This is a genomic window from Serratia sp. BNK-23 (genome assembly GCF_047456145.1).
Lineage (GTDB): Bacteria > Pseudomonadota > Gammaproteobacteria > Enterobacterales > Enterobacteriaceae > Serratia > Serratia nematodiphila.
This window is the reverse complement of record NZ_CP179900.1, coordinates 548,584-568,242: the sequence shown is the minus strand read 5'-3', so window position 1 is coordinate 568,242 and position 19,659 is coordinate 548,584. Positions and strand designations below refer to the sequence as shown.

The 19,659-nt window shown below is 61.4% G+C and carries 18 protein-coding genes; 6 read left to right on the top strand and 12 right to left on the bottom strand.

Going from position 1 to position 19,659, the window contains the following annotated elements; genetic code table 11:
- The first annotated feature begins 33 nt into the window (after positions 1–33).
- Positions 34–342, top strand: a complete 309-nt coding sequence (locus ACMGF9_RS02735) for a putative quinol monooxygenase (RefSeq protein ID WP_004937258.1) — start codon at positions 34–36, stop codon at positions 340–342.
- A gap of 8 nt (positions 343–350) precedes the next feature.
- Here the strand turns inward: ACMGF9_RS02735 and ACMGF9_RS02730 are convergent, their stop codons facing one another.
- The 6 genes from ACMGF9_RS02730 to nudF form a co-directional block, all read right to left on the bottom strand.
- A complete protein-coding gene (locus ACMGF9_RS02730) occupies positions 351–1,247 on the bottom strand; it encodes a LysR substrate-binding domain-containing protein (RefSeq protein WP_015379080.1) in 897 nt (298 codons plus the stop codon).
- Between the two features lie 82 nt (positions 1,248–1,329).
- Positions 1,330–3,225: a DNA topoisomerase IV subunit B gene (gene parE, locus ACMGF9_RS02725; protein ID WP_004937254.1), complete on the bottom strand. Its 1,896-nt coding sequence runs from the start codon at positions 3,223–3,225 to the stop codon at positions 1,330–1,332.
- Between the two features lie 46 nt (positions 3,226–3,271).
- Positions 3,272–3,856: an esterase YqiA gene (yqiA, locus tag ACMGF9_RS02720; protein ID WP_015379081.1), complete on the bottom strand. Its 585-nt coding sequence runs from the start codon at positions 3,854–3,856 to the stop codon at positions 3,272–3,274.
- On the bottom strand, positions 3,856–4,683 hold the full coding sequence (cpdA, locus tag ACMGF9_RS02715) for a 3',5'-cyclic-AMP phosphodiesterase (RefSeq protein WP_004937250.1): 828 nt from the start codon (positions 4,681–4,683) through the stop codon (positions 3,856–3,858). The genes yqiA and cpdA overlap by 1 nt, the downstream gene beginning before the upstream one ends.
- Positions 4,684–4,710: 27 nt before the next feature.
- A complete protein-coding gene (locus ACMGF9_RS02710; RefSeq protein ID WP_004937244.1) occupies positions 4,711–5,136 on the bottom strand; it encodes a DUF1249 family protein in 426 nt (141 codons plus the stop codon).
- On the bottom strand, positions 5,136–5,768 hold the full coding sequence (nudF, locus tag ACMGF9_RS02705) for an ADP-ribose diphosphatase (RefSeq protein ID WP_004937242.1): 633 nt from the start codon (positions 5,766–5,768) through the stop codon (positions 5,136–5,138). The genes ACMGF9_RS02710 and nudF overlap by 1 nt, the downstream gene beginning before the upstream one ends.
- A 347-nt stretch (positions 5,769–6,115) precedes the next feature.
- Here nudF and hasF point away from each other — a divergent pair, with 347 nt between their 5' ends.
- Both hasF and dhaR read left to right on the top strand, forming a co-directional pair.
- On the top strand, positions 6,116–7,615 hold the full coding sequence (gene hasF / locus ACMGF9_RS02700; protein WP_021505067.1) for a multidrug efflux transporter outer membrane subunit HasF: 1,500 nt from the start codon (positions 6,116–6,118) through the stop codon (positions 7,613–7,615).
- 149 nt (positions 7,616–7,764) lie between these two features.
- Positions 7,765–9,714 carry a dihydroxyacetone kinase operon transcriptional regulator DhaR gene (gene dhaR, locus ACMGF9_RS02695; RefSeq protein WP_265261079.1) on the top strand — a complete coding sequence of 650 codons (1,950 nt, stop codon included), beginning with the start codon at positions 7,765–7,767 and terminating at the stop codon, positions 9,712–9,714.
- Here the strand turns inward: dhaR and dhaM are convergent.
- Genes dhaM through ACMGF9_RS02675 form a run of 4 tightly spaced genes read right to left on the bottom strand, consistent with a single transcriptional unit; the run spans position 9,711 to position 14,016 of the window.
- Positions 9,711–11,141 carry a dihydroxyacetone kinase phosphoryl donor subunit DhaM gene (gene dhaM / locus ACMGF9_RS02690; protein ID WP_414160527.1) on the bottom strand — a complete coding sequence of 477 codons (1,431 nt, stop codon included), beginning with the start codon at positions 11,139–11,141 and terminating at the stop codon, positions 9,711–9,713. The two genes, dhaR and dhaM, sit on opposite strands and share 4 nt — an antisense overlap.
- A gap of 11 nt (positions 11,142–11,152) precedes the next feature.
- Positions 11,153–11,785, bottom strand: coding sequence for a dihydroxyacetone kinase subunit DhaL (dhaL, locus tag ACMGF9_RS02685; RefSeq protein WP_414160526.1), 633 nt, complete (start codon positions 11,783–11,785; stop codon positions 11,153–11,155).
- 9 nt (positions 11,786–11,794) lie between these two features.
- Positions 11,795–12,865, bottom strand: coding sequence for a dihydroxyacetone kinase subunit DhaK (gene dhaK, locus ACMGF9_RS02680; RefSeq protein ID WP_015379086.1), 1,071 nt, complete (start codon positions 12,863–12,865; stop codon positions 11,795–11,797).
- Between the two features lie 50 nt (positions 12,866–12,915).
- Positions 12,916–14,016: a glycerol dehydrogenase gene (locus tag ACMGF9_RS02675; RefSeq protein ID WP_075685414.1), complete on the bottom strand. Its 1,101-nt coding sequence runs from the start codon at positions 14,014–14,016 to the stop codon at positions 12,916–12,918.
- A 353-nt stretch (positions 14,017–14,369) separates the two neighbouring features.
- Between ACMGF9_RS02675 and ACMGF9_RS02670 the strand changes: the two genes are divergently transcribed.
- Both ACMGF9_RS02670 and ACMGF9_RS02665 read left to right on the top strand, forming a co-directional pair.
- A complete protein-coding gene (locus ACMGF9_RS02670; protein ID WP_004937226.1) occupies positions 14,370–15,032 on the top strand; it encodes a DUF1190 family protein in 663 nt (220 codons plus the stop codon).
- Positions 15,033–15,035: 3 nt separating this feature from the next.
- On the top strand, positions 15,036–16,196 hold the full coding sequence (locus ACMGF9_RS02665; protein WP_015379088.1) for a glutathionylspermidine synthase family protein: 1,161 nt from the start codon (positions 15,036–15,038) through the stop codon (positions 16,194–16,196).
- A 48-nt stretch (positions 16,197–16,244) separates the two neighbouring features.
- Here ACMGF9_RS02665 and ygiD read toward each other — a convergent pair whose 3' ends face one another.
- A complete protein-coding gene (gene ygiD, locus ACMGF9_RS02660; RefSeq protein WP_076740999.1) occupies positions 16,245–17,027 on the bottom strand; it encodes a 4,5-DOPA dioxygenase extradiol in 783 nt (260 codons plus the stop codon).
- Positions 17,028–17,352: 325 nt separating this feature from the next.
- Between ygiD and ACMGF9_RS02655 the strand changes: the two genes are divergently transcribed.
- A complete protein-coding gene (locus ACMGF9_RS02655; RefSeq protein WP_414160525.1) occupies positions 17,353–18,885 on the top strand; it encodes an alkaline phosphatase in 1,533 nt (510 codons plus the stop codon).
- 53 nt (positions 18,886–18,938) lie between these two features.
- Here the strand turns inward: ACMGF9_RS02655 and ribB are convergent, their stop codons facing one another.
- Entirely contained in the window at positions 18,939–19,592 is a 654-nt protein-coding gene (ribB, locus tag ACMGF9_RS02650) for a 3,4-dihydroxy-2-butanone-4-phosphate synthase (protein ID WP_004937218.1), read from the bottom strand.
- Positions 19,593–19,659 lie beyond the last annotated feature (67 nt).

Sequence of the window (19,659 nt, the reverse complement as noted above, 5' to 3'; positions counted from 1 at the left end):
CTGACGCAGAACATTCTCATCAACGAGGCAGACATGATCACCGTAATCGCAGAAATCAAAGTGAAACCCGGCCACCGCGCCACCGTACTGCAAGCCATTGAAAAACTGGTGCCGCTGGTGCTGGCGGAAGACGGCTGCGGCGAATATACGCCGATGGTCGACAGCAATACCCAGGCCCCCTGGCAGAAACGGTCGCCGGATTCGGTGTTCATGCTGGAGAAATGGGAAAGCATGGCGCATCTGGAAAAACACCTGGCCATTGAGCACATGCTCAAACACCGCGAGACCATCAAGGACAGCGTGCTGGACACCGAGATCTACATCCTGGAAAACGCCCTGTAAGCTCCGCCTTATAACGTCTGCGCGTCGATGTGCGCGCTGACGTAGTCAAGAAAACAGGTGATGCGCGCCGCCAATTGCGTATTGCGGTAATACACCGCGTTGATCGGCTGGCGCACGTCCAGCGTCTCCTGCTCCAGCAACGTCACCAACTTGCCGGCTTCCCGATCGCGACGGGTCATAAAGTCTGCCAGCTGTACGATCCCCTCGCCCTGCAGCGCCAATTGCCGCAGCGTTTCACCGCTGGACGCAGAGATCGTCGGCGTGATAGCGAAATGCGGCGCCTGGCGATAGCGCAACGGCCACTGGTTCAGCGACTCCGGCTGGGTAAAACCGAGCAGACAATGCCGATGCAACTCCTCCACGCTCTGCGGCGTGCCGTGCTGCTGCAGATAAGCCGGGCTGGCGAGGATGCGCAGCCGGCTGGCTCCCAGCGCGCGCGCATGAATGGTCGAATCACGCAACGCCCCGATGCGAATGGCAATATCCGTGCGTTTTTCCAGCAGATCGATAATCAGGTTGTCGGTGTTCAGCTCGAGCGAAATTTGCGGATAACGTTCTCTGAATCCCGCCACCAGCGGCACGATGACGTGCTCCATAAAAGGTGCGGCCGCATTGATCCGCAGCCGCCCGGCGGGCATTTGCCGGCGCACCGCCATTTGCTCTTCGGCATTTTCCACCGAGCTGATGATCGTACGCGCATGGTTCAGGAAGCTCAGCCCCTCTTCGGTCAGCTCCAAACGACGCGTCGTGCGGCGCATCAGGGTGGTATCGAGCTTATTCTCCAGGCGGCTGAGCGCGCGGCTGATGCCGGATGTTGTCTGACCGAGCCGATCGGCGGCGGCGGTGATAGAACCGCTGTCGACCACCGAGGTGAACGCCAGCAATTCTTCGAGCGTGATCTTCATGCATTCCGGCCCAGGTTATCGGGCGCCGCATGAACGCCCTGCGGGAAAGCCGGCCCGGCGTTTCGCCGGGCCAGGGTCAGGCTCAGACCGCCAATTCGGCCATGTCGCCCTTGTCTTGCAGCCAGTTGCGGCGATCTTCCGAACGCTTCTTGGCCAACAGCATGTCCATCACCGCCAGCGTCTGATCGACGTCATCTTCCGCCACCGTCAGTTGCACCAGACGGCGGGTGTTCGGATCGAGGGTGGTTTCGCGCAGCTGCAGCGGGTTCATCTCGCCCAGCCCTTTAAAGCGCTGCACGTTCGGCTTGCCCTTCTTGCGCTTCAGCTGTTCCAGCACGCCGGCTTTCTCTTCTTCATCCAGCGCGTAGAACACTTCTTTACCGAGATCGATGCGATACAGCGGCGGCATGGCGACATAGACGTGGCCGCCTTTCACCAGCGAACGGAAGTGGCGCACGAACAGCGCGCACAGCAGCGTGGCGATATGCAGGCCGTCGGAGTCCGCATCCGCCAGGATGCAGATTTTGCCGTAGCGCAATTGGCTGAGATCTTCGCTGTCCGGATCGATACCGATCGCCACGGAAATGTCGTGCACTTCCTGCGAGGCCAGCACTTCGTCCGAGGAGACTTCCCAGGTATTCAGGATCTTGCCCTTCAGCGGCATGATCGCCTGATATTCACGATCGCGCGCCTGCTTGGCCGATCCGCCCGCCGAATCCCCTTCCACCAGGAACAGTTCGGTCATGGCCAGATCCTGCGAGGTGCAGTCCGCCAGCTTGCCCGGCAACGCCGGCCCGCTGGTCAGCTTCTTGCGCACCACTTTCTTGGCGGCGCGCAGACGGCGCTGGGCGCTGGAGATCGCCAGCTCGGCCAGCTGTTCCGCCGCCTGAACGTTCTGGTTCAGCCACAGGCTGAAGGCGTCTTTCACCACGCCGGAAACGAAGGCCGCGCACTGACGCGAGGAGAGACGCTCTTTGGTCTGCCCGGCGAACTGCGGATCCTGCATCTTCACCGACAGCACGTAGGCGCAGCGATCCCAGATATCCTCCGCCGACAGCTTCACGCCGCGCGGCAGAATATTGCGGAATTCGCAGAACTCACGCATCGCGTCCAGCAGCCCCTGACGCAGGCCGTTGACGTGAGTGCCGCCCTGCATGGTCGGGATCAGGTTGACGTAGCTTTCGGTCAGCAGCTCGCCGCCTTCCGGCAGCCACAGCAGCGCCCAGTCCACCGCTTCGGTGTCACCGGCGAAGTTGCCGACGAACGGCGCTTCCGGCAGGGTGATCAGGCCGTTAACCGCTTCCATCAGGTAGTCGGTCAGGCCGTCCTGGTAGCACCAGCGCTGCTCGGTGTTGTTCACCTTGTCGATGAAATAGATCTCGACGCCGGGGCACAGCACCGCTTTAGCCTTCAGCAGGTGAGTCAGGCGCGATACCGAGAAACGCGGGCTGTCGAAGAACTGTTCGTCAGGCCAGAAGTGCACGCTGGTGCCGGTGTTGCGTTTGCCGCAGGTGCCGGTCACCGTCAGATCTTGCACTTTGTCGCCGTTTTCGAAGGCGATGCTGTAAACGTTGCCGTCGCGGCGCACGTTGACTTCCACCCGCTTCGACAGGGCGTTGACCACCGAGATGCCCACGCCGTGCAGGCCGCCGGAGAACTGGTAGTTTTTATTCGAGAATTTACCGCCGGCGTGCAGCCGACACAGGATCAACTCAACCGCCGGCACGCCCTCTTCCGGGTGGATGTCCACCGGCATGCCGCGGCCGTCGTCGATCACTTCCAGCGACTGATCGGCGTGCAGGATCACGTCGATGCGCTTGGCGTGGCCGGCCAACGCTTCGTCGACGCTGTTATCGATCACCTCTTGGCCGAGGTGGTTTGGGCGCGTCGTGTCGGTATACATGCCGGGACGACGGCGCACTGGTTCTAGACCGCTGAGTACTTCAATGGCATCAGCGTTATAGCTGGATTGAGTCATCGTTGATTATTTTTTCGTGGTTAAAGGGAGGTGCCGGAACGGCCCGTCAGACCGCGTTTAGCCCTAAAAAATCCACAATCTGGGGGAAGTAGTGCTCGAAACCGACGAAGGCGTGGTTTCCACCCGACTCCACCGTTTGCCGACACGCGGTGTAATACGCCACTGCCTGGCCGTAATCGAGAATTTCATCGCCCGTTTGCTGCAGCAGCCAGATTAAATCCGGCGACTCCAAAGGATCGATCTGCATCACTTTCAGATCGTAAACGTGCCGAGACTCTAACACATATTGCTGGCCGGTGTAGGGGTTCTCGTTGGCGCCGAGGTAGTCGACCAGCAGCTCAAACGGCTTGACCGCCGGGTTGACCACCACCGCCGGCAGGGAAAAACACTGCGACAGCCAGGTGGCGTAATAGCCGCCCAGCGATGAGCCGACCAGCCCGAGCGTTTGCCCGGCGCGTTCCAGCACCAGATTTTCCAGCATCTCGGCGGCCTCCGCCGGAAAGGCCGGCAGCTGCGGCACCAACATCTCGATATCGGGATGGTGTTCGGCCAGCCAGGCCTTGAAGGCCACCGCCTTGGCCGACTGCGGCGAGCTGTTGAAACCGTGCAGGTAGAGCAGTGTCGAAGGCATCAGTATCCATCCGAGTCCATATCGGGGCGGAAGTCGTCGTTTTCCAGGCGGAACACCTGCGTCTCGACGCGACCGTCCGGCAGCAGATCGAGGTAGCGCCAGCCGGGGGAAACGTCGTCAATGGTGAAGTTCGTGCAGTGCGGCTTGAATTGCACGCAGGTAGACGGCGTCGCCAACAGGCGCCGCCCCTGCCATTCCAGATCCAGATCCTGGTGAATGTGCCCGCACACCACGGTATTCACTTTCGGATAACGCAGCAGGATCGCGCCCAGCATATGCGGGTTGCGCAGGCTGTGCTGATCGAGCCAGGTGCAACCGGACGGCAGCGGATGATGGTGCAGCAACAACAGCGTATAGCGCTCGGGGTGAGCCTGCAGGCAGCGCTCCATCCACTCCAGCTGGTATTCGCTCAACTCGCCATGCGGCACGCCGAACACCTGGCTGTCCAGCATCAGCACCTGCCAGTTATCGCCCAGCAGCACCTGTTTGGAAGGCGCGATGCCCGCGGCGGCCAATGCGTCGACCATCGCCGGTTGAAAATCGTGGTTGCCCGGCAGCCACACGCAGGGGGCAGGCAGTTGCGCGATGCCGGCGGCGAAGTGGCGGTACGCCTCTTGCGAATGATCCTGCGCCAAATCTCCCGTGGCGACGATCAAATCGACGTCGCGGCGCTGCGCCTGGATGGCGTCCAGCACCGCGTGATAGCTGCGATAGGTATTGATGCCGAGCAACGTCTCGTGTTCGCCGGCAAAAAGGTGGGTATCTGTTATTTGTAGAATCCTGACCGCGGCCCCACTCGCCACGGGCAGTTTAAACAGGCTTTCCAAATGGTGTCCTTTGTTATTTCAGTCTGTCTAACAAACCGGAACCGCCATCGCTCCATGCGCCAAACAGTAGCGCAGCCAATCAGCAAGAAACTGGTTAATTTGATGCTTTTCGTCGCGTTGATGCAACTTTTTATTAGGATAATCATAACGCGCTTTAAAGCGGTAGATCTGCTGACTGGAACACACTTCCGCAACCATGGCGTCATGGTACAACCGCACCGTCATCGCGGGCAGGCTCCAGTAGCTGACCGCCGGAAAGATCTGCTCGATCTCCACCAGCGACGTGTAACGCGTGGACTCAACGATGGTCAAACGATAGCCGGCGCCGTTCACCTGATAAGTCACCGTTTCGCCCGCTTCGTCGTTGCGCGGCAGCAAGCGGCGCAATTGCGCGAAGTTGGTTTCGCACAATCTCATCATTTCGGGGAAATCAGGGGTATAGCGCTGTTTCATTAGTTGGCCCACTCTTTTCTCAACGATTCATGGTGCAACGCCAGCCATTGCAATGCAATCACTGATGCGGCGTTATCGATCGCGCCTTCCTCAACCCAGCGGTAAGCCTGTTCGCGGCTGACCACATGAACGCGGATATCTTCATGTTCTTCCGCCAGGCCGTGGATGCCCTCGGCGGTGCCGGCGTCCACTTCGCCGACCATGATCGACAAACGTTCGCTGGTGCCGCCGGGGCTGGCCAGATAGCTCAGCACCGGTTTGCAGCGCCCGACCACCACGCCGGCCTCCTCCTGCGCTTCGCGGCGGCACACGTCCTCGACGCTTTCACCGGTTTCGATCATACCCGCCACCATTTCCAGCAGCCAGGGCGAATTACTGGTATCGACCGCAGCGATGCGCAGTTGTTCAATCAGCACAACCTCGTCGCGCACCGGATCGTAGGGCAGCAGCACCGCCGCATGGCCGCGTTCGAAAATTTCACGCGTGATTTCAGGGCTCATTTCGCCATTGAACAACCGATGGCGAAACCGGTATAAATTGAGTGAAAAAAAACCACGGTACAGCGTCTCGCGTGCAATAATTTCTACATCTTTTTTATCGAAAGTAACGGGCGATGGCTGCGAACGGTTCATGCGCGAATTCTCCTGCTTGAGTATGCCGATAAAATAAACGGTTTTGATGACAGAAACAGCGGGACTCTCCGCCGCGGCTTTATGTTAGGCTGTTTTTCGCCGCCGGATGCGGCACGTTTGTGCGCTCGCAGGTAATAGCGGGAAACAATCCGGATTGTCAGCCATAATATCAGCTGCAGTCGGCCCGGGCAGTACGCCAAGGTAAATGGGCGGTCTGAAAGGTAAAAGTTACGTGAGATGGCACATTCAGCCACCTGATGCGTACCTCAGACTCTGCTAGAATCGGCAACTATTTCGTCTATCGTCAGCGCTAACATAGCAATATTGCTGCACAACAAGGAATGCAAATGAAGAAACTGCTCCCCCTTCTTATCGGACTGAGCCTGGGCGGCTTCAGTGCAATGAGCCAGGCAGAGAACCTGCTGCAGGTCTACAAACAGGCCAGGGAAAGTAACCCGGATCTGCGCAAAAGTGCAGCTGACCGCGACGCCGCATTCGAAAAGATCAATGAAGCGCGCAGCCCGTTGCTGCCGCAGCTCGGCCTGACCGCCGGTTATACCCATACCAATGGCTATCGTGACCAGCGCGATCAGAACAGCAACGCAACCAGCGGCTCGCTGGCGCTGACGCAAACTATCTTCGACATGTCGAAATGGCGCCAGCTGACGCTGCAGGAAAAGACCGCCGGCATCTCCGACGTCACCTTCCAGACAGCGGAACAGCAGCTTATTCTCAACACGGCGACCGCTTACTTCAACGTGCTGAAAGCGATCGATACGCTGTCCTATACTCAGGCGCAGAAAGACGCGGTGTATCGCACGCTGGATCAAACCACCCAGCGCTTCAACGTGGGCCTGGTGGCGATCACCGACGTGCAGAACGCCCGCTCGAACTACGACACCGTGCTGGCGGCGGAAGTCTCCGCCCGCAACGATCTGGACAACGCGCTGGAAACGCTGCGTCAGGTCACCGGCAGCTTCTACCCTGAGCTTGCCTCGCTGAACACCGATCGCTTCAGCACCCAGCGCCCGGAAGCGGTGAACAACCTGCTGAAAGAAGCGGAGGCGCGCAACCTGAGCCTGCTGTCCGCCCGCCTGAGCCAGGATCTGGCGCGCGAGCAAATCCGCGCCGCACAGACCGGCTATATGCCGACCATAGATCTCAGCGCGTCCACAGCGATTTCAAATACCAAGAACAATGGCTCGCGCAATACCACTCCTGACGCCGATATCGGTCAGAACAAAGTCGGTCTGAGCTTCAACCTGCCGCTGTACAGCGGCGGCGCGACCAATTCGCAGGTGAAACAAGCGCAGTACGGCTTCGTCGGCGCCAGCGAGCAGTTGGAAAGCTCACACCGCAGCGTGGTGCAGACCGTTCGTTCGTCGTTCAACAACGTTAACGCTTCGATCAGCAGCATCAACGCCTACAAACAGGCGGTGATCTCCGCGCAAAGCTCCCTGGACGCGATGGAAGCCGGTTATCAGGTCGGTACCCGCACCATCGTCGACGTGCTGGACGCCACCACCACGCTGTATAACGCCAAACGTCAGCTGTCCGACGCGCGTTATACCTATCTGATCAACCAGCTGAACATCAAGTCGGCGCTCGGCACGCTGAACCAGAACGATCTGCTGCTGTTGAACGGCGCGTTGGGCAAACCGGTATCGACCGCGCCTGACGCCGTCGCACCGCAAAACCGCGCGCAGGACGCCTATGCAGACGGCTATCAGGACAATGCGCCGATGCAACAGACCGCGGCGCCGGTACCGGCGGCCACTCGCGCATCCGCGCCGGCCGTTACCACCAGCCAACCGGCTCGCCACAGCGGCAACCCATTCCGCAACTGATGCGCGCACGCGGATAAACACGGGGTTCGGCCTGCGCCGCGCCCCGTTTTTTTTGCCTCGATTTCGCCACTTCTGCCCGCCGCCTCACAGCCGCCGCTGCGCCAGGTGATATCATCGTCACTCTCGTTTTCGCAGTTGGATGAGGTTCGATGGACAACGATTCACGCTGGCAGCGTCTGATTAACGACGGCGAACTGCCGCCGCCGCTGCGCCCAACGCCGGCGGTGTATGCCTCCTGGCTGCGTTGCCGCAGCCTGATGCAGCCTGATGTCTGGCAAGCGCCGCACCGCGCGCAGGGCGCGACCTTCGAATCGATTTGCCGCCGCAAGAACGATCTGCTGACGCTCGGCCAGGCGGCGCTGGAAGACGCCTGCGAATACATGGAGCCGCGGCGTTGCCTGCTGATGATCCTCGACGAGAGCGGCTGCATGCTGTGGCACTGCGGCGACGCCCAAACCTGGGAGACTCTGCAGCAACTGGGATTCGCCCCCGGCGCTTACTGGGCCGAGGGACAGATCGGCACCAATGCCCCGGCGCTGGCGGCGGCGGAAGGCCACCCGGTGCGGGTGAGCGGTGAAGAACACGTGCGCCGGGCGCTGCACGGCTGGTCGTTCTGCGCCACGCCGGTCTACGACAACAGCGGCCGCCAGCGCGGCTCGATCGCCCTGGGTTGCCTGCTGGCCGACAGCGCCGCCGGCGATCTGTCGCTGACGCTGGCCATCGCCCGCGAAATAGGCAATTCGCTGAACGCCGACGGCCTGCTGGCGGAATCCAACCGCCATCTGAACCAGCTTTACGGCCTGCTGGATGGCGTGGACGACGGCGTGATGGCCTGGGATCATCGCGGCTACCTGCAATACATCAACCAGCGCGCCGCCGGCCTGCTAAAACTGGACGAGCAGCAGAGCCAGGGCAAACCGCTGGCGCAGTTGCTGACGCTGCCCGCTCTGCTCAAGCGCGCCATCGCCGATCGGCAACCGCTGCAACACGTCGAAGTCACCTTCGAAAGCCAGCGGCAATTTATCGCCGCCTTGCTGACGCTCAAGCCGATTTTCGACGGCGATCGCTGCAGTTTCATCGCCCTGCTGCACCCGCTCGAACGGCTGCGTCAGTATGTCAGCAGCCAGCTGGGGCGCGTCAGCCACAGCTTCGAGCAGATGCCCTCCGCCTCGCTGGAGATGCGGCGACTGATCCGTTACGGCCAGCAGGCGGCCAAAGGCCAGCATCCGATCCTGCTGCGCGGGGAGGAAGGCGTCGGCAAAGAGCTACTCAGCCAGGCCATCCACAACGCCGGCGAACGCGCCGCCGGGCCGTATATCGCCCTCAACTGCCAACTGCTGCCGCAGGCGCAGGGGCTGCGTGAGCTGCTGGGCAGCGACGCCAGCGAAGAAGAGGCGGGCCAGCTCAGCAAATTCGAATTGGCCAACGGCGGTACGCTGTACCTCGAACAGATCGAATACCTGCCGGCGGAGATGCAGTCGGCGTTGCTGCAGGTGCTGAAAACCGGCGTGGTGATCCGCCTCAATTCCAGCCGGGTGATCCCGGTCGATGTGCGGGTGATCGCCGGCAGCGCCGCCGATCTGCCGCTGCTGGTGCAGCAAAACCGCTTCCGCCGCCAGCTGTTTTACAGCCTGCAGGCGTTCGAGATCCAGATCCCGCCGCTGCGCCAGCGGCTGAGCGATATTCCGCTGCTGGTCAAACACCATTTGCGCACGCTGGAGCAGCATTTCCAGTGTCGCTTTCGGGTGGATGACGAAGTGATGGCCCAGCTGGCTCTCTACCTGTGGCCGGGCAACGATTTGGAGCTGAAAGGAGTGGTGGAGCGCGCGGCGATGATTTGCCACGGCCACCACATCCAGCTGGCGGATCTGCCGGCGCACCTGCTCGGCCAGCCGTCGCTGCTGGAAAGCGATCCGCAGCCCGGCGCACCGCTGTTGACGCTGACAGACATGGAACGCCAGGCGATCCTGCGCGCAGCGACCGTCAGCCGCGGCCAGCTGACGGAAATGGCGCAGCTGCTGGGCATAGGCCGCACCACGCTGTGGCGGAAGATCAAACAGCACGGGATCGACATCCGCCAGTTCAAGCTGCGCGCCTAGTGGCTGAGCTGCAATACCCCGCGCGCGGCGTCCAGCATCGCCTTCTGCCCGCTGCGGGTTTTGCTCAGGCAATCCTGCATGCCGACCACCATCGGAATGCCCATCGCTTTCGCCAGAATGGCGCTGTGCGACAGGGCATTGCCGCCACTCAGACAGATGCCGAACACCAGCCGCCTGTCGAGCATCACCACCTCCGAAGGCATCAGTTCGTCCATCACCAATATTGACGGTTCTGTCAGCGCAATAACCGGCAGCGGCAGCCCCTGCAGATGGCACAGCGTGCGGCGCAGCATGTCGCGCACGTCCAGTTCGCGCGCCCGCATGTAGTCGTCATCCAGCTCGCGGTACTCTTCGGCGATCGCCTCCAGCACCTGTCGCCAGGCCTGCTCGGCGCTGCACAGCTGTTGCGCGATGCGGGTGTAAGCCGCCTGCTGCAGATCCGGATCGTCCAGCAGCATGCTGTGGGCGCCGAAGATCGCCGCCTGCGGCTTGCCGATCAGCGTGCCGGTGCGTTCCGCCAGCCGGTTCAGATCGCTCAGCGTATGCTGTAGCGCCTCCCGCAGGCGTTGCTGTTCGCCCAATACCTCGTCCGCGCCGATGCGCCGCTCGGACGTGGGTGGCCAGAAGCTGTAAGCCTGGAACACCGGCCCGCTGGTGACGCTTTCCGCCACCGGAATACCGTGCAGCGAAGGCTGCTGCCGCTCGGAGACCGTCTCGCCAAAATGCTGCTCCGCCAACGCTTTGAACGCCGCCAGCGCCTCGTCCGCCTGCGCGCCGTCGGCGATCAAACGGATGGTGTCGCCGTGACGCACCTGCAGCAGCGCCAGCTGATTGAGGCTGCGCGGATCGACGCACTGCCCCTGCTTTTCCAGCACCAGCTCGGCCTTGAACGGCGCCAGCGTCTCGACCAGCCGCGCCGCCGGGCGCGCATGCAACCCGTGCGGATTCTGCACCGTCCAGGTTGCGCTTTTGCCCTGCGCCAGCGGCAAGGCCACGGTTTTCGCCGTAGGTGAAGCCTCGCCCAGCTGTGCCTGTTTGCCCTGCAGCGCCCCCTGCGCCTCCGCTACCACCTGCTCCAGTGAGGCGCCGGAGTTGGCGGCAACCACCGCCGCCAGCGTGCCTTCAACCAGCGGCGCCGCACACAGCCGCACTTTGGCGGCCAGATCCGGGTCCAGCAGATCGAGCGCGGTTTCGGCACTGAGCAGCGCGCTGCCCAGATCCATCAGCACCAGAACGCCATCGCCGTCGGCGACCGCTTCGATCGCCTCCATCACTTTGACCGCGTCGGTGCCGATCGGGTGCTGCTCGTCATCCACACCCGCCGCCAGCGCTAGTTTGCAGCCGTCGCCGCGCATCATCTGCCGCGCCAACTGCTCAACGCCGCGCGCCAGCAACGCGCTGTGCGAAACCACCACGATATTAATCATCTCGCCTCCTGCTAACTGCCGGCGACCTCGGCCAGCGTTTTCATCATCAACATCACCGAAGTGGCGCCGGGATCCTGGTGGCCGATGCTGCGCTCGCCCAGGTAACTGGCCCGCCCCTTGCGCGCCTGCATGGTGATGGTGCTCTCCACCGCCCGCTCGGCGCTGTCGGCGGCGCGCTGCAGCGCCTCCGCCACACTCAGGTTCTGCTGCGCGGACTGGCCGAGGCTTTCCACCACCGGCCACCAGACGTCGCACATGGTCTTGTCGCCCGGCTCCGCTTTGCCGCGCATCACCACGCCTTCAACCCCTTCCTGCATCACCTGATGCAGCTCCGTCAGATCCAGGCTTTGCTTGGCGTTCGCCGTCTGCGCCGCGCGGATGAAGAAGGTGCCGAACAGCGGACCGCTGGCGCCCCCCACGCTCGACAGCAGCGTCATGCCGGTGTTTTTCAGGATAAAACCGATGTCTTTGTCCGCCACCGACGGCAGTTTTTCCATCACCTTATTGAAACCGCGATTCATGTTCAAACCGTGGTCGGCATCACCGATCTCGGTGTCCAACTGGGTCAGAAAATCGCGCTCCCGGCTGAACACCTCGCCGCAACGCATCAGCCAATCGACAACCTGTTGTTTGGTCAACGCCATGATTCCTCCTCAGCACCCCCAACGCAGCGCAGGCGTTTTCACCGGCGCATCCCACAAGGACAACAGCTCGTCGTCCACGTTCAACAACGTGATGGATACCCCCTGCATATCCAGCGAGGTGCAATAAGAACCCACCAGGTTGCGTTCAATGATGATGCCCGCCTCGGCACAGCGCTCCGCCAGCCGATGGTACACGCCATACAACTCAGACAATGGCGTGGCGCCCAGATTGTTGACCAGCGCGATCACCCGATCGCCGCGCGTCAACGGCTGCTTGGTCTGCATCTCGTCGCGCCACTCGCCCTGCTGACGATCCCAGACGCGGATCGCGCGCTGATAGTGGCCGTGGTCGATCAACGTATGGAACATGTCGTCCACCGCTGCGTTGAGCGTGGTGAACGGGCGGCGCGCAATGCCTGGCTCGCCGTGAATGCCGACGCCGAACTCCATTTCGTTCTCCGCCAGGGTGAACGACGGCTTGCCGGCGGCCGGCACGGTACAGGCGCCCAGCGCGATGCCGATCGAATGCCCGTGGTTGTTGATGCGATGCCCCAGCGTCACCACGCTGTCCAGATCGTCGCCGCGCGCCGCGGCGGCGCCCAACAGTTTCTCCATCAGCACGGTGTTGGCCACCCCGCGCCGCCCGGCGGTAAACAGGCTGTCTTTGACCGCCACGTCGTCATCCACCAGCACCGTCGCCACCGCGACGCCGCTGTCGTGCAGCAGCTCGGTGGCGGTTTCGAAGTTGAGCACGTCGCCGGTGTAGTTCTTGATCAGCAGCAGCACCCCGGCGCCGCCGTCGATCGCTTGACCGCACTCGTACATTTTATCCGGCGTCGGCGAGGTGAAAATCTCGCCCGGACAGGCGCCGTCGAGCATCCCTTCACCGACGAAGCCGCAGTGCATCGGCTCATGGCCGCTGCCGCCGCCGGACAGGATCGCCACTTTGCCCGCCACCGGCGCGTCGGCGCGGGTCACGAACACCGGATCCGCGTGCACCAGCAACTCGGGGTGAGCTTCCGCCAGCCCCTGCAACTGCTCTTCCAACACCGACTCGACCTGATTAATCAGTTTTTTCACGATGGTTTCCTCTGTAAGCCAGGGGCGCGGCGCACCGCGCCCCAACGGTATCAATGACGCAGCAGCCAGGCGGCGCCCAGCCTATCCGCCGTCAGGATCGCCGCCTGCACCCCGGCAGGGGTGACCTTGAACGGCATGTTGTGAATGGTTTCACCCGCGGCGCAGCTGGCCTCGGCCACCGCCATCGTCTTCGTCGCCACGTCGCCGGTAATGCCCATCTGCGCCAGCGTGATCGGCAGGCCGATGCCATGACAAAACGCCAGCACGGTTTCAATCTGCGCCATCGGGCTGTTCTGCAGCACCAGCTGCGCCAGGGTACCGAACGCCACTTTTTCGCCGTGATACAGGTGGTGACACTCCTCCAGCACGGTGAAACCGTTGTGAATGGCGTGCGCCGCCGCCAGCCCGCTGCTCTCGAAGCCGATGCCGCTCAGATACGTATTGGCCTCAATGATGCGTTCCACCGCTTCCGTCACCACGCCGGCTTCGACCGCCAGCTTGGCCTTCACCCCTTCGGCCAGCAGCGTGTCGTAGCACAGCCGCGCCAGACTGAGCGCCGCCAGCGTCGATTTGCCGCCGGCCATGCTGGTGGCCTGCGCGTCGAAGCAGGCCTGGGCTTCGAAATAGGTGGAGAGCGCGTCGCCCATGCCGGCTACCAGCAGGCGCACCGGCGCTTTGGCGATGATGGCGCTGTCCATCACTACCATGTCCGGGTTGCGCGGGTAGATCAGGTATTCAGCGAATTCGCCCTGTTCGGTGTAGATAACCGACAGCGCGCTGGTCGGCGCATCGGTGGAGGCGATGGTGGGAATGAGCACCACCGGCAGCCGTTGGTAGTGGGCGACGGCCTTGGCGGTGTCGAGCGTCTTACCGCCGCCGACGCCGATCACCCCGCGGCAGCCGTGGGTCTGCAGCTCGCGGCCAAGGCGGTCTATCTCTTTACGGCAGCACTCGCCGTTGAAGCGGGCCGCATGATGTTTCACGCCGTGCTGCTGCAGGCTGCCCATCAGGGTGTCGCCCGCCAGCTGCATCACAAAGTCGTCAGCGATCACGAAATAATGGTCGGCGAGGGATTTGGCGTATTCGCCGACGGCGGACAGCGCATTGGCGCCCTGAATGTATTTGCCTGGTGACTGGATGATTCTCAACATAACCGGATCCTTGTAGGGAGTTGGCGATGGTAACGTTCAGATATCAGGTGATGACGCGCCGGCTTCGCCGCCGGCTTGTTGTTGTGCTTCGACTATGAGCGCCTGTCGCCCGCCTGGCGAGTCACGCGATTTTTGTTCCATTATGGAACATCATCATAGCGACAACGTTTCATGATGAAACGCTAACGCGCGTTTTTTCGCCGCGAAAGCGAACTGGCGCACACCCCAACGTATAACTGCGTAAAGAGTGGATTCTGCGGGCGTTTCAGCTTTAATTTTGACCATGTTTCCCCTATCCTTAGCGCCACTACTGGGAAAGGGCGAAAACAGCCCGCATGATGGGATTGATAACGATGAAACGGACAAAAAACATCAACCAAGAGACGTTCCGCAAATCCTGGCGCAGCTACCGTGTCGCGCCCGTGGCTTTGGCGATCAGCGCCGTCTTTATGCTGGCCGGCTGCGAGAAGAGCGATGAAACGGTCTCCCTGTATCAGAATGCCGATGACTGTTCGCGCGCCAATCCTTCGATGAGCGAGCAGTGCACCACCGCCTACAACAATGCCCTGAAAGAAGCGGCGAAAACCGCGCCGAAATACGCCACTCGCGAAGACTGCGTCGCCGAGTTCGGCGAAGCGCAGTGTACCCAGGCTCCGGCACAGGCCGGCATGGCGGCGGAATCACAAAGCAGCGGCAGCTTCTGGATGCCGCTGATGGCGGGCTACATGATGGGCCGCCTGATGGGCGGTTCCGGCTTCGCGCAGCAGCCGCTGTTCACCTCCAAGAATGCCGCCAGCCCGGCGAACGGCAAGTTTGTCGACGCCAGCGGCAAGAGCTACGGCCCGGCCACCGCCGGCGGCCGCACCATGACGGTGCCGAAAACAGCCATGGCGCCGAAGCCTGCGGTCACCAATACCGTTACCCGCGGCGGTTTCGGCGAGACCGTGGCCAAGCAGACCAGCATGCAGCGCAGCAGCGCCACCTCCAACTCCGGCTCTCGCAGCATGGGCGGTTGATGCATGAAACGTATTGCTATTACTGAGCGCCCGGACTGGCGTGAAAAAGCGACCGAGTTCGGTTTTCGTTTCCACACCATGTACGGCGAGCCGTACTGGTGTGAAGACGCCTATTACCAGTTCACGCTGGCGCAGATTGAAGAGATCGAAAGCGCCACCGCCGAGCTGCATCAGATGTGCCTGCAGGTGGTGGAGAAAGTGGTCGGCAGCGACGAGCTGATGGCCAAGTTCTGCATCCCGAAACACACCTGGGAGTTCGTGCGCAGCTCCTGGCGCACCAACCAGCCGTCGCTGTATTCGCGTCTCGATCTGGCCTACGACGGCATCAACCCGCCGAAGCTGCTGGAGAACAACGCCGATACGCCGACCTCGCTGTATGAAGCGGCCTTCTTCCAGTGGCTGTGGCTGGAAGATCAGATCAATGCCGGCAAGCTGGATCCGCAATCGGATCAGTACAACAGCCTGCAGGAGAAGCTGATCGAGCGTTTCGCCGAGCTGAAAGCGCATCACGGCTTCGGCCTGCTGCACCTGGCCTGCTGCCAGGACAGCGAAGAAGATCGCGGCACGGTGCAATATCTGCAGGACTGCGCGCAGGAAGCCGGTCTGCCGACCGAGTTCCTGTTCATGGAAGAGATTGGCCTTGGCGAGAAAGGTCAATTCACCGATCTGCAGGATCAGGTGATCGGCAACCTGTTCAAGCTCTATCCGTGGGAATTCATGCTGCGCGAGATGTTCTCCACCAAGCTGGAAGACGCCGGCGTGCGTTGGCTGGAGCCGGCCTGGAAAAGCATCATCTCCAACAAGGCGCTGCTGCCGCTGCTGTGGGAAATGTTCCCGAACCACCCTAACCTGCTGCCGGCTTATTTCGCGCAAGACGATCATCCGCCGATGGATCATTACGTCACCAAACCGCTGTTCTCGCGCGAAGGCGCCAATATCCAGATCGTCGAAAACGGTCAGGAAGTGGCGCGCGTCGATGGGCCGTACGGCGAAGAAGGTATGATCGTGCAGCAGTTCCATCCGCTGCCGAAGTTCGAAGACAGCTACACGCTGATCGGCAGCTGGCTGGTGAACGATCAGCCCTGCGGCATCGGCCTGCGCGAAGATCGCGAACTGATCACGCAGGATCTGTCGCGCTTCTATCCGCACACCATCCTCGGCTGATCGCTCCACTGAAGGTAAAAACGCCAGTCTCTGACTGGCGTTTTTTCTTTAGCCCACCTGCACCGACAGCATGCTAAGCGCCCCCATTTCGATACCGTCGATCGGCACGCTGATGGCCTCTTTTCCATCCCAGCCGCCGAGCACATACAGCAACGGCAGATAGTGTTCCGGCGTCGGATTCGACAGCGCCGCCCCCTCATGGCGCATGAAATCCACCAGCGGATGGTTATCGCCCCGATAACGCAGGTTATCCCGGACAAAGTTATTGAATGATTCCGCCCACGGGTAGGCGCTGGTATCGCCCTGCCATTTCACCATGCGCAGGTTGTGCACCACGTTGCCGCTGGCGACGATCATCACGCCCTCGTCCCGCAGCGCGGCGAGTTTGCGGCCCAGCTCATAGTGATAGGCCGCCGGCTGCGTGCCGTCGAGGCTAAGCTGCACCACCGGAATGTCAGCATCGGGATACATCTTGATCAGGACACCCCAGGTGCCGTGATCCAATCCCCACTCGCCGAGATCCGCCGTTACCGGCACCGGCGCCAGAATTTGCTGCAGCTGCGCGGCCAGCGCGGGAGAGCCCGGCGCCGGATAGCGGGTATCAAACAGCGCCTGCGGGAACCCGCCAAAGTCGTGAATGGTTTTGGGTTTTTCCATCGCGGTGACCGCAGTGCCGCGGGTATACCAATGCGCGGAAACCGCCACGATCGCCTTCGGGCGCGGCAATGACTCACCCAACGCACGCCATGCCCGGGTGTAACGGTTGTCTTCCAGCACGTTCATCGGGCTACCGTGGCCAAGAAACAGTGCCGGCATACGAGAGGTGTTCATAGAGGGATCCTTAGTTCAAATTGTGCTATGCCGCTACATTACGCGCTTTGCCGCAGCAACACAGCCGGATAACCGTGATGAAGATATTCAATAAATTTGAATTAAAAAGCGCAAAAATGCACCGGCCAACAGAAAGTTAAAAAACACATACTTTTCAATTAATTAATAAATTCCGTGAATACCATGGCATTACTGCCACACAGATCTAATTTGTGAACAATTTATGTATTTTTTGTTAACGCATTCGATACACTCCTCTGTCAGTCGACAGGGTGTTGGCAGCCCGTCGGCGCTACGGGAATCACGTCTCACCAAGGAGGAATTCATGTTCAGACTCACACTGGCAACCCGCCTGACGCTTTCCATGTTCTTACTCGCCGGCTGGACGGCAAGCACCGGCGCGGCGGACAACGCGCAGCTGACGCAGCGCGAAGATCCTTACTTCCTTCAGGCGCAAACTCAGCTGCAACAGCGGCTGAAGCAAACGCCAAACACCAACCGCGCCAAAAACGTCATTCTGGTCGTCGGTGACGGCATGGGGTTTTCCACCGTGACCGCCGCCCGCATTTTTGAAGGGCAGCAGCGCGGCGTGGATGGCGAATCCAACGTGCTGGCCTGGGAGGCCTTCCCCTATCTGGCGGCGGCCAAAACCTATTCCGCCGACGCCCAGATCACCGACTCTGCGCCCAGCGCGGTAGCGATGACCACCGGCGTCAAAACCATCAACGATCTGATGGGCCTCAACCATACGGCTACCCTCAACAACTGCGAGGATCAGCAAACCAAGACCGTCACCACGCTGTGGGAGATGGCCGCAACGCTCGGCATGTCCACCGGCGCCGTGACGACCGCGACCATTACCCACGCCACGCCGGGCGCCACCTATGCCCATATCGCCAATCGCGACTGGGAATCTGACGCCAAAATGCCGGCGGATGCCCTGGCCGCAGGCTGCCGCGACATCGCGCGCCAGCTGGTGGAAATGAAGTACGGCAACGGCCTGAACGTAGCGATGGGCGGCGGGCGCGCCAACTTTCTGCCCGACAGCGTGAGCGATCCGGAATATCCCGGCAAGAAAGGCGCCAGAAAGGACGGCCGCGACCTGACGCAGGTCTGGATGCAACGCTACGGCGAGCGTGGGCAATACGTCTGGAATCAGGCGCAGTTCGACAAAATCGATCCGACCAAAGTCGACCACCTGTTGGCCCTGTTCGAACCGTCGCACATGAACTTCGAGCACGATCGGCGGCAAGACGCGGCGGGAGAACCCTCACTGGCGGAAATGACCGGCAAGGCCATCGATATTCTGGCCAGGAATCCCGAAGGTTACCTGCTGTTGGTCGAGGGTGGACGCATCGATCACGGCAGCCATAACGGCAACGCCTACCGCACGTTGAGCGACGCGGTCGCGCTGAACGAAGCGGTGAAAACCATCATCGATAAGGTCAATCTGGACGACACGCTGGTGATCGTGACCGGAGATCACAGCCACACGCTGACCATCGCCGGCTATGCCAAGCGCGGCAATCCTATCCTCGGCATTTCCGTCGGCGTCGACGGCAAACCGAGGCTGGGCAGCGACGGCAAGCCCTACACCACCGTCGGCTTCGCCAACGGCCCCGGCGGCATAATCCCGCTGACCGAGCGCCCGGCATTAACCATGGAACAGGCCACCGCGCCTGACTTTATTCAGCCGGCGCTGGTGCCGCTGAACAGCGAGACGCACGGCGGGGAAGATCTCGGCATCTACGCCATCGGCCCCTGGGCGCACCTGTTCCAGGGCACGGTGGAGGAGAACTACACCTTCCATGTGATGAATTACGCCAGCCGCATCGGCGAACGCCTGTCAAAACGCTAGCCACAAAAAAAGCCGCTTTACGCGGCTTTTTTATCGTTGAAAGCGGCCGGCGATCAGCTGGCTTTTTTCTCGTGCGCCTGGCGGTAGGCCACCAGATCTTCGATGGTCAGCACCACCATGTCGTGCTGTTTGGCGAAGGTAATCACTTCCGGCGCATGCGCCATGCTGCCATCGTCGTTGGTCAGTTCACACAGCACGCCGGCGGGTTTGAAACCGGCCATGGAAACCAGATCGATGGTCGCTTCGGTGTGGCCGCGGCGGCTCAGCACGCCGCCCGGCTGCGCGCGCAGCGGGAACACGTGGCCCGGACGGTTCAGGTCGCTCGGCTTGGCGCTGTCTGCCACCGCCGCACGGATGGTGGTCAGGCGATCGGAAGCGGAAACCCCGGTGGTCACGCCCTGCGCCGCTTCGATGGTCACGGTGAAGGCGGTCTGGAACTGGCTGGAGTTGTTGGTCACCATCATCGGCAGCTCAAGCTGCTGACGGCGTTCTTCGGTGATGCACAGGCACACGATGCCGCTGCCGTGGCGAATGGTCAGCGCCATCTGCTCAACGGTCATGGTTTCCGCGGCGAAGATCATGTCACCTTCGTTTTCACGGTTTTCATCATCGAGCACCATTACGCCGCGCCCGTTGCGCAGTGCGTCGATCGCGCGTTCAACGCGTTCTGTTGGCGTGCCGAAGTCTGAAAGTAGCGTCTGATTCATGGTAAAAAACCTCATTAAAAATTATGGATTACCAGAACCAGGGCGATCTTGAGGAGTAGCTAGCAAT

Bases quoted from the DNA above. Each gene is read 5' to 3' on its own strand.
- ACMGF9_RS02735 (WP_004937258.1), top strand. From the start codon at position 34: ATGATCACCGTAATCGCAGAAATCAAAGTGAAACCCGGCCACCGCGCC.
- ACMGF9_RS02730 (WP_015379080.1), bottom strand. From the start codon at position 1,247: ATGAAGATCACGCTCGAAGAATTGCTGGCGTTCACCTCGGTGGTCGAC.
- parE (WP_004937254.1), bottom strand. From the start codon at position 3,225: ATGACTCAATCCAGCTATAACGCTGATGCCATTGAAGTACTCAGCGGT.
- yqiA (WP_015379081.1), bottom strand. From the start codon at position 3,856: ATGCCTTCGACACTGCTCTACCTGCACGGTTTCAACAGCTCGCCGCAG.
- ACMGF9_RS02710 (WP_004937244.1), bottom strand. From the start codon at position 5,136: ATGAAACAGCGCTATACCCCTGATTTCCCCGAAATGATGAGATTGTGC.
- nudF (WP_004937242.1), bottom strand. From the start codon at position 5,768: ATGAACCGTTCGCAGCCATCGCCCGTTACTTTCGATAAAAAAGATGTA.
- hasF (WP_021505067.1), top strand. From the start codon at position 6,116: ATGAAGAAACTGCTCCCCCTTCTTATCGGACTGAGCCTGGGCGGCTTC.
- dhaR (WP_265261079.1), top strand. From the start codon at position 7,765: ATGGACAACGATTCACGCTGGCAGCGTCTGATTAACGACGGCGAACTG.
- dhaM (WP_414160527.1), bottom strand. From the start codon at position 11,141: ATGATTAATATCGTGGTGGTTTCGCACAGCGCGTTGCTGGCGCGCGGC.
- dhaL (WP_414160526.1), bottom strand. From the start codon at position 11,785: ATGGCGTTGACCAAACAACAGGTTGTCGATTGGCTGATGCGTTGCGGC.
- ACMGF9_RS02675 (WP_075685414.1), bottom strand. From the start codon at position 14,016: ATGTTGAGAATCATCCAGTCACCAGGCAAATACATTCAGGGCGCCAAT.
- ACMGF9_RS02670 (WP_004937226.1), top strand. From the start codon at position 14,370: ATGAAACGGACAAAAAACATCAACCAAGAGACGTTCCGCAAATCCTGG.
- ACMGF9_RS02665 (WP_015379088.1), top strand. From the start codon at position 15,036: ATGAAACGTATTGCTATTACTGAGCGCCCGGACTGGCGTGAAAAAGCG.
- ygiD (WP_076740999.1), bottom strand. From the start codon at position 17,027: ATGAACACCTCTCGTATGCCGGCACTGTTTCTTGGCCACGGTAGCCCG.
- ACMGF9_RS02655 (WP_414160525.1), top strand. From the start codon at position 17,353: ATGTTCAGACTCACACTGGCAACCCGCCTGACGCTTTCCATGTTCTTA.
- ribB (WP_004937218.1), bottom strand. From the start codon at position 19,592: ATGAATCAGACGCTACTTTCAGACTTCGGCACGCCAACAGAACGCGTT.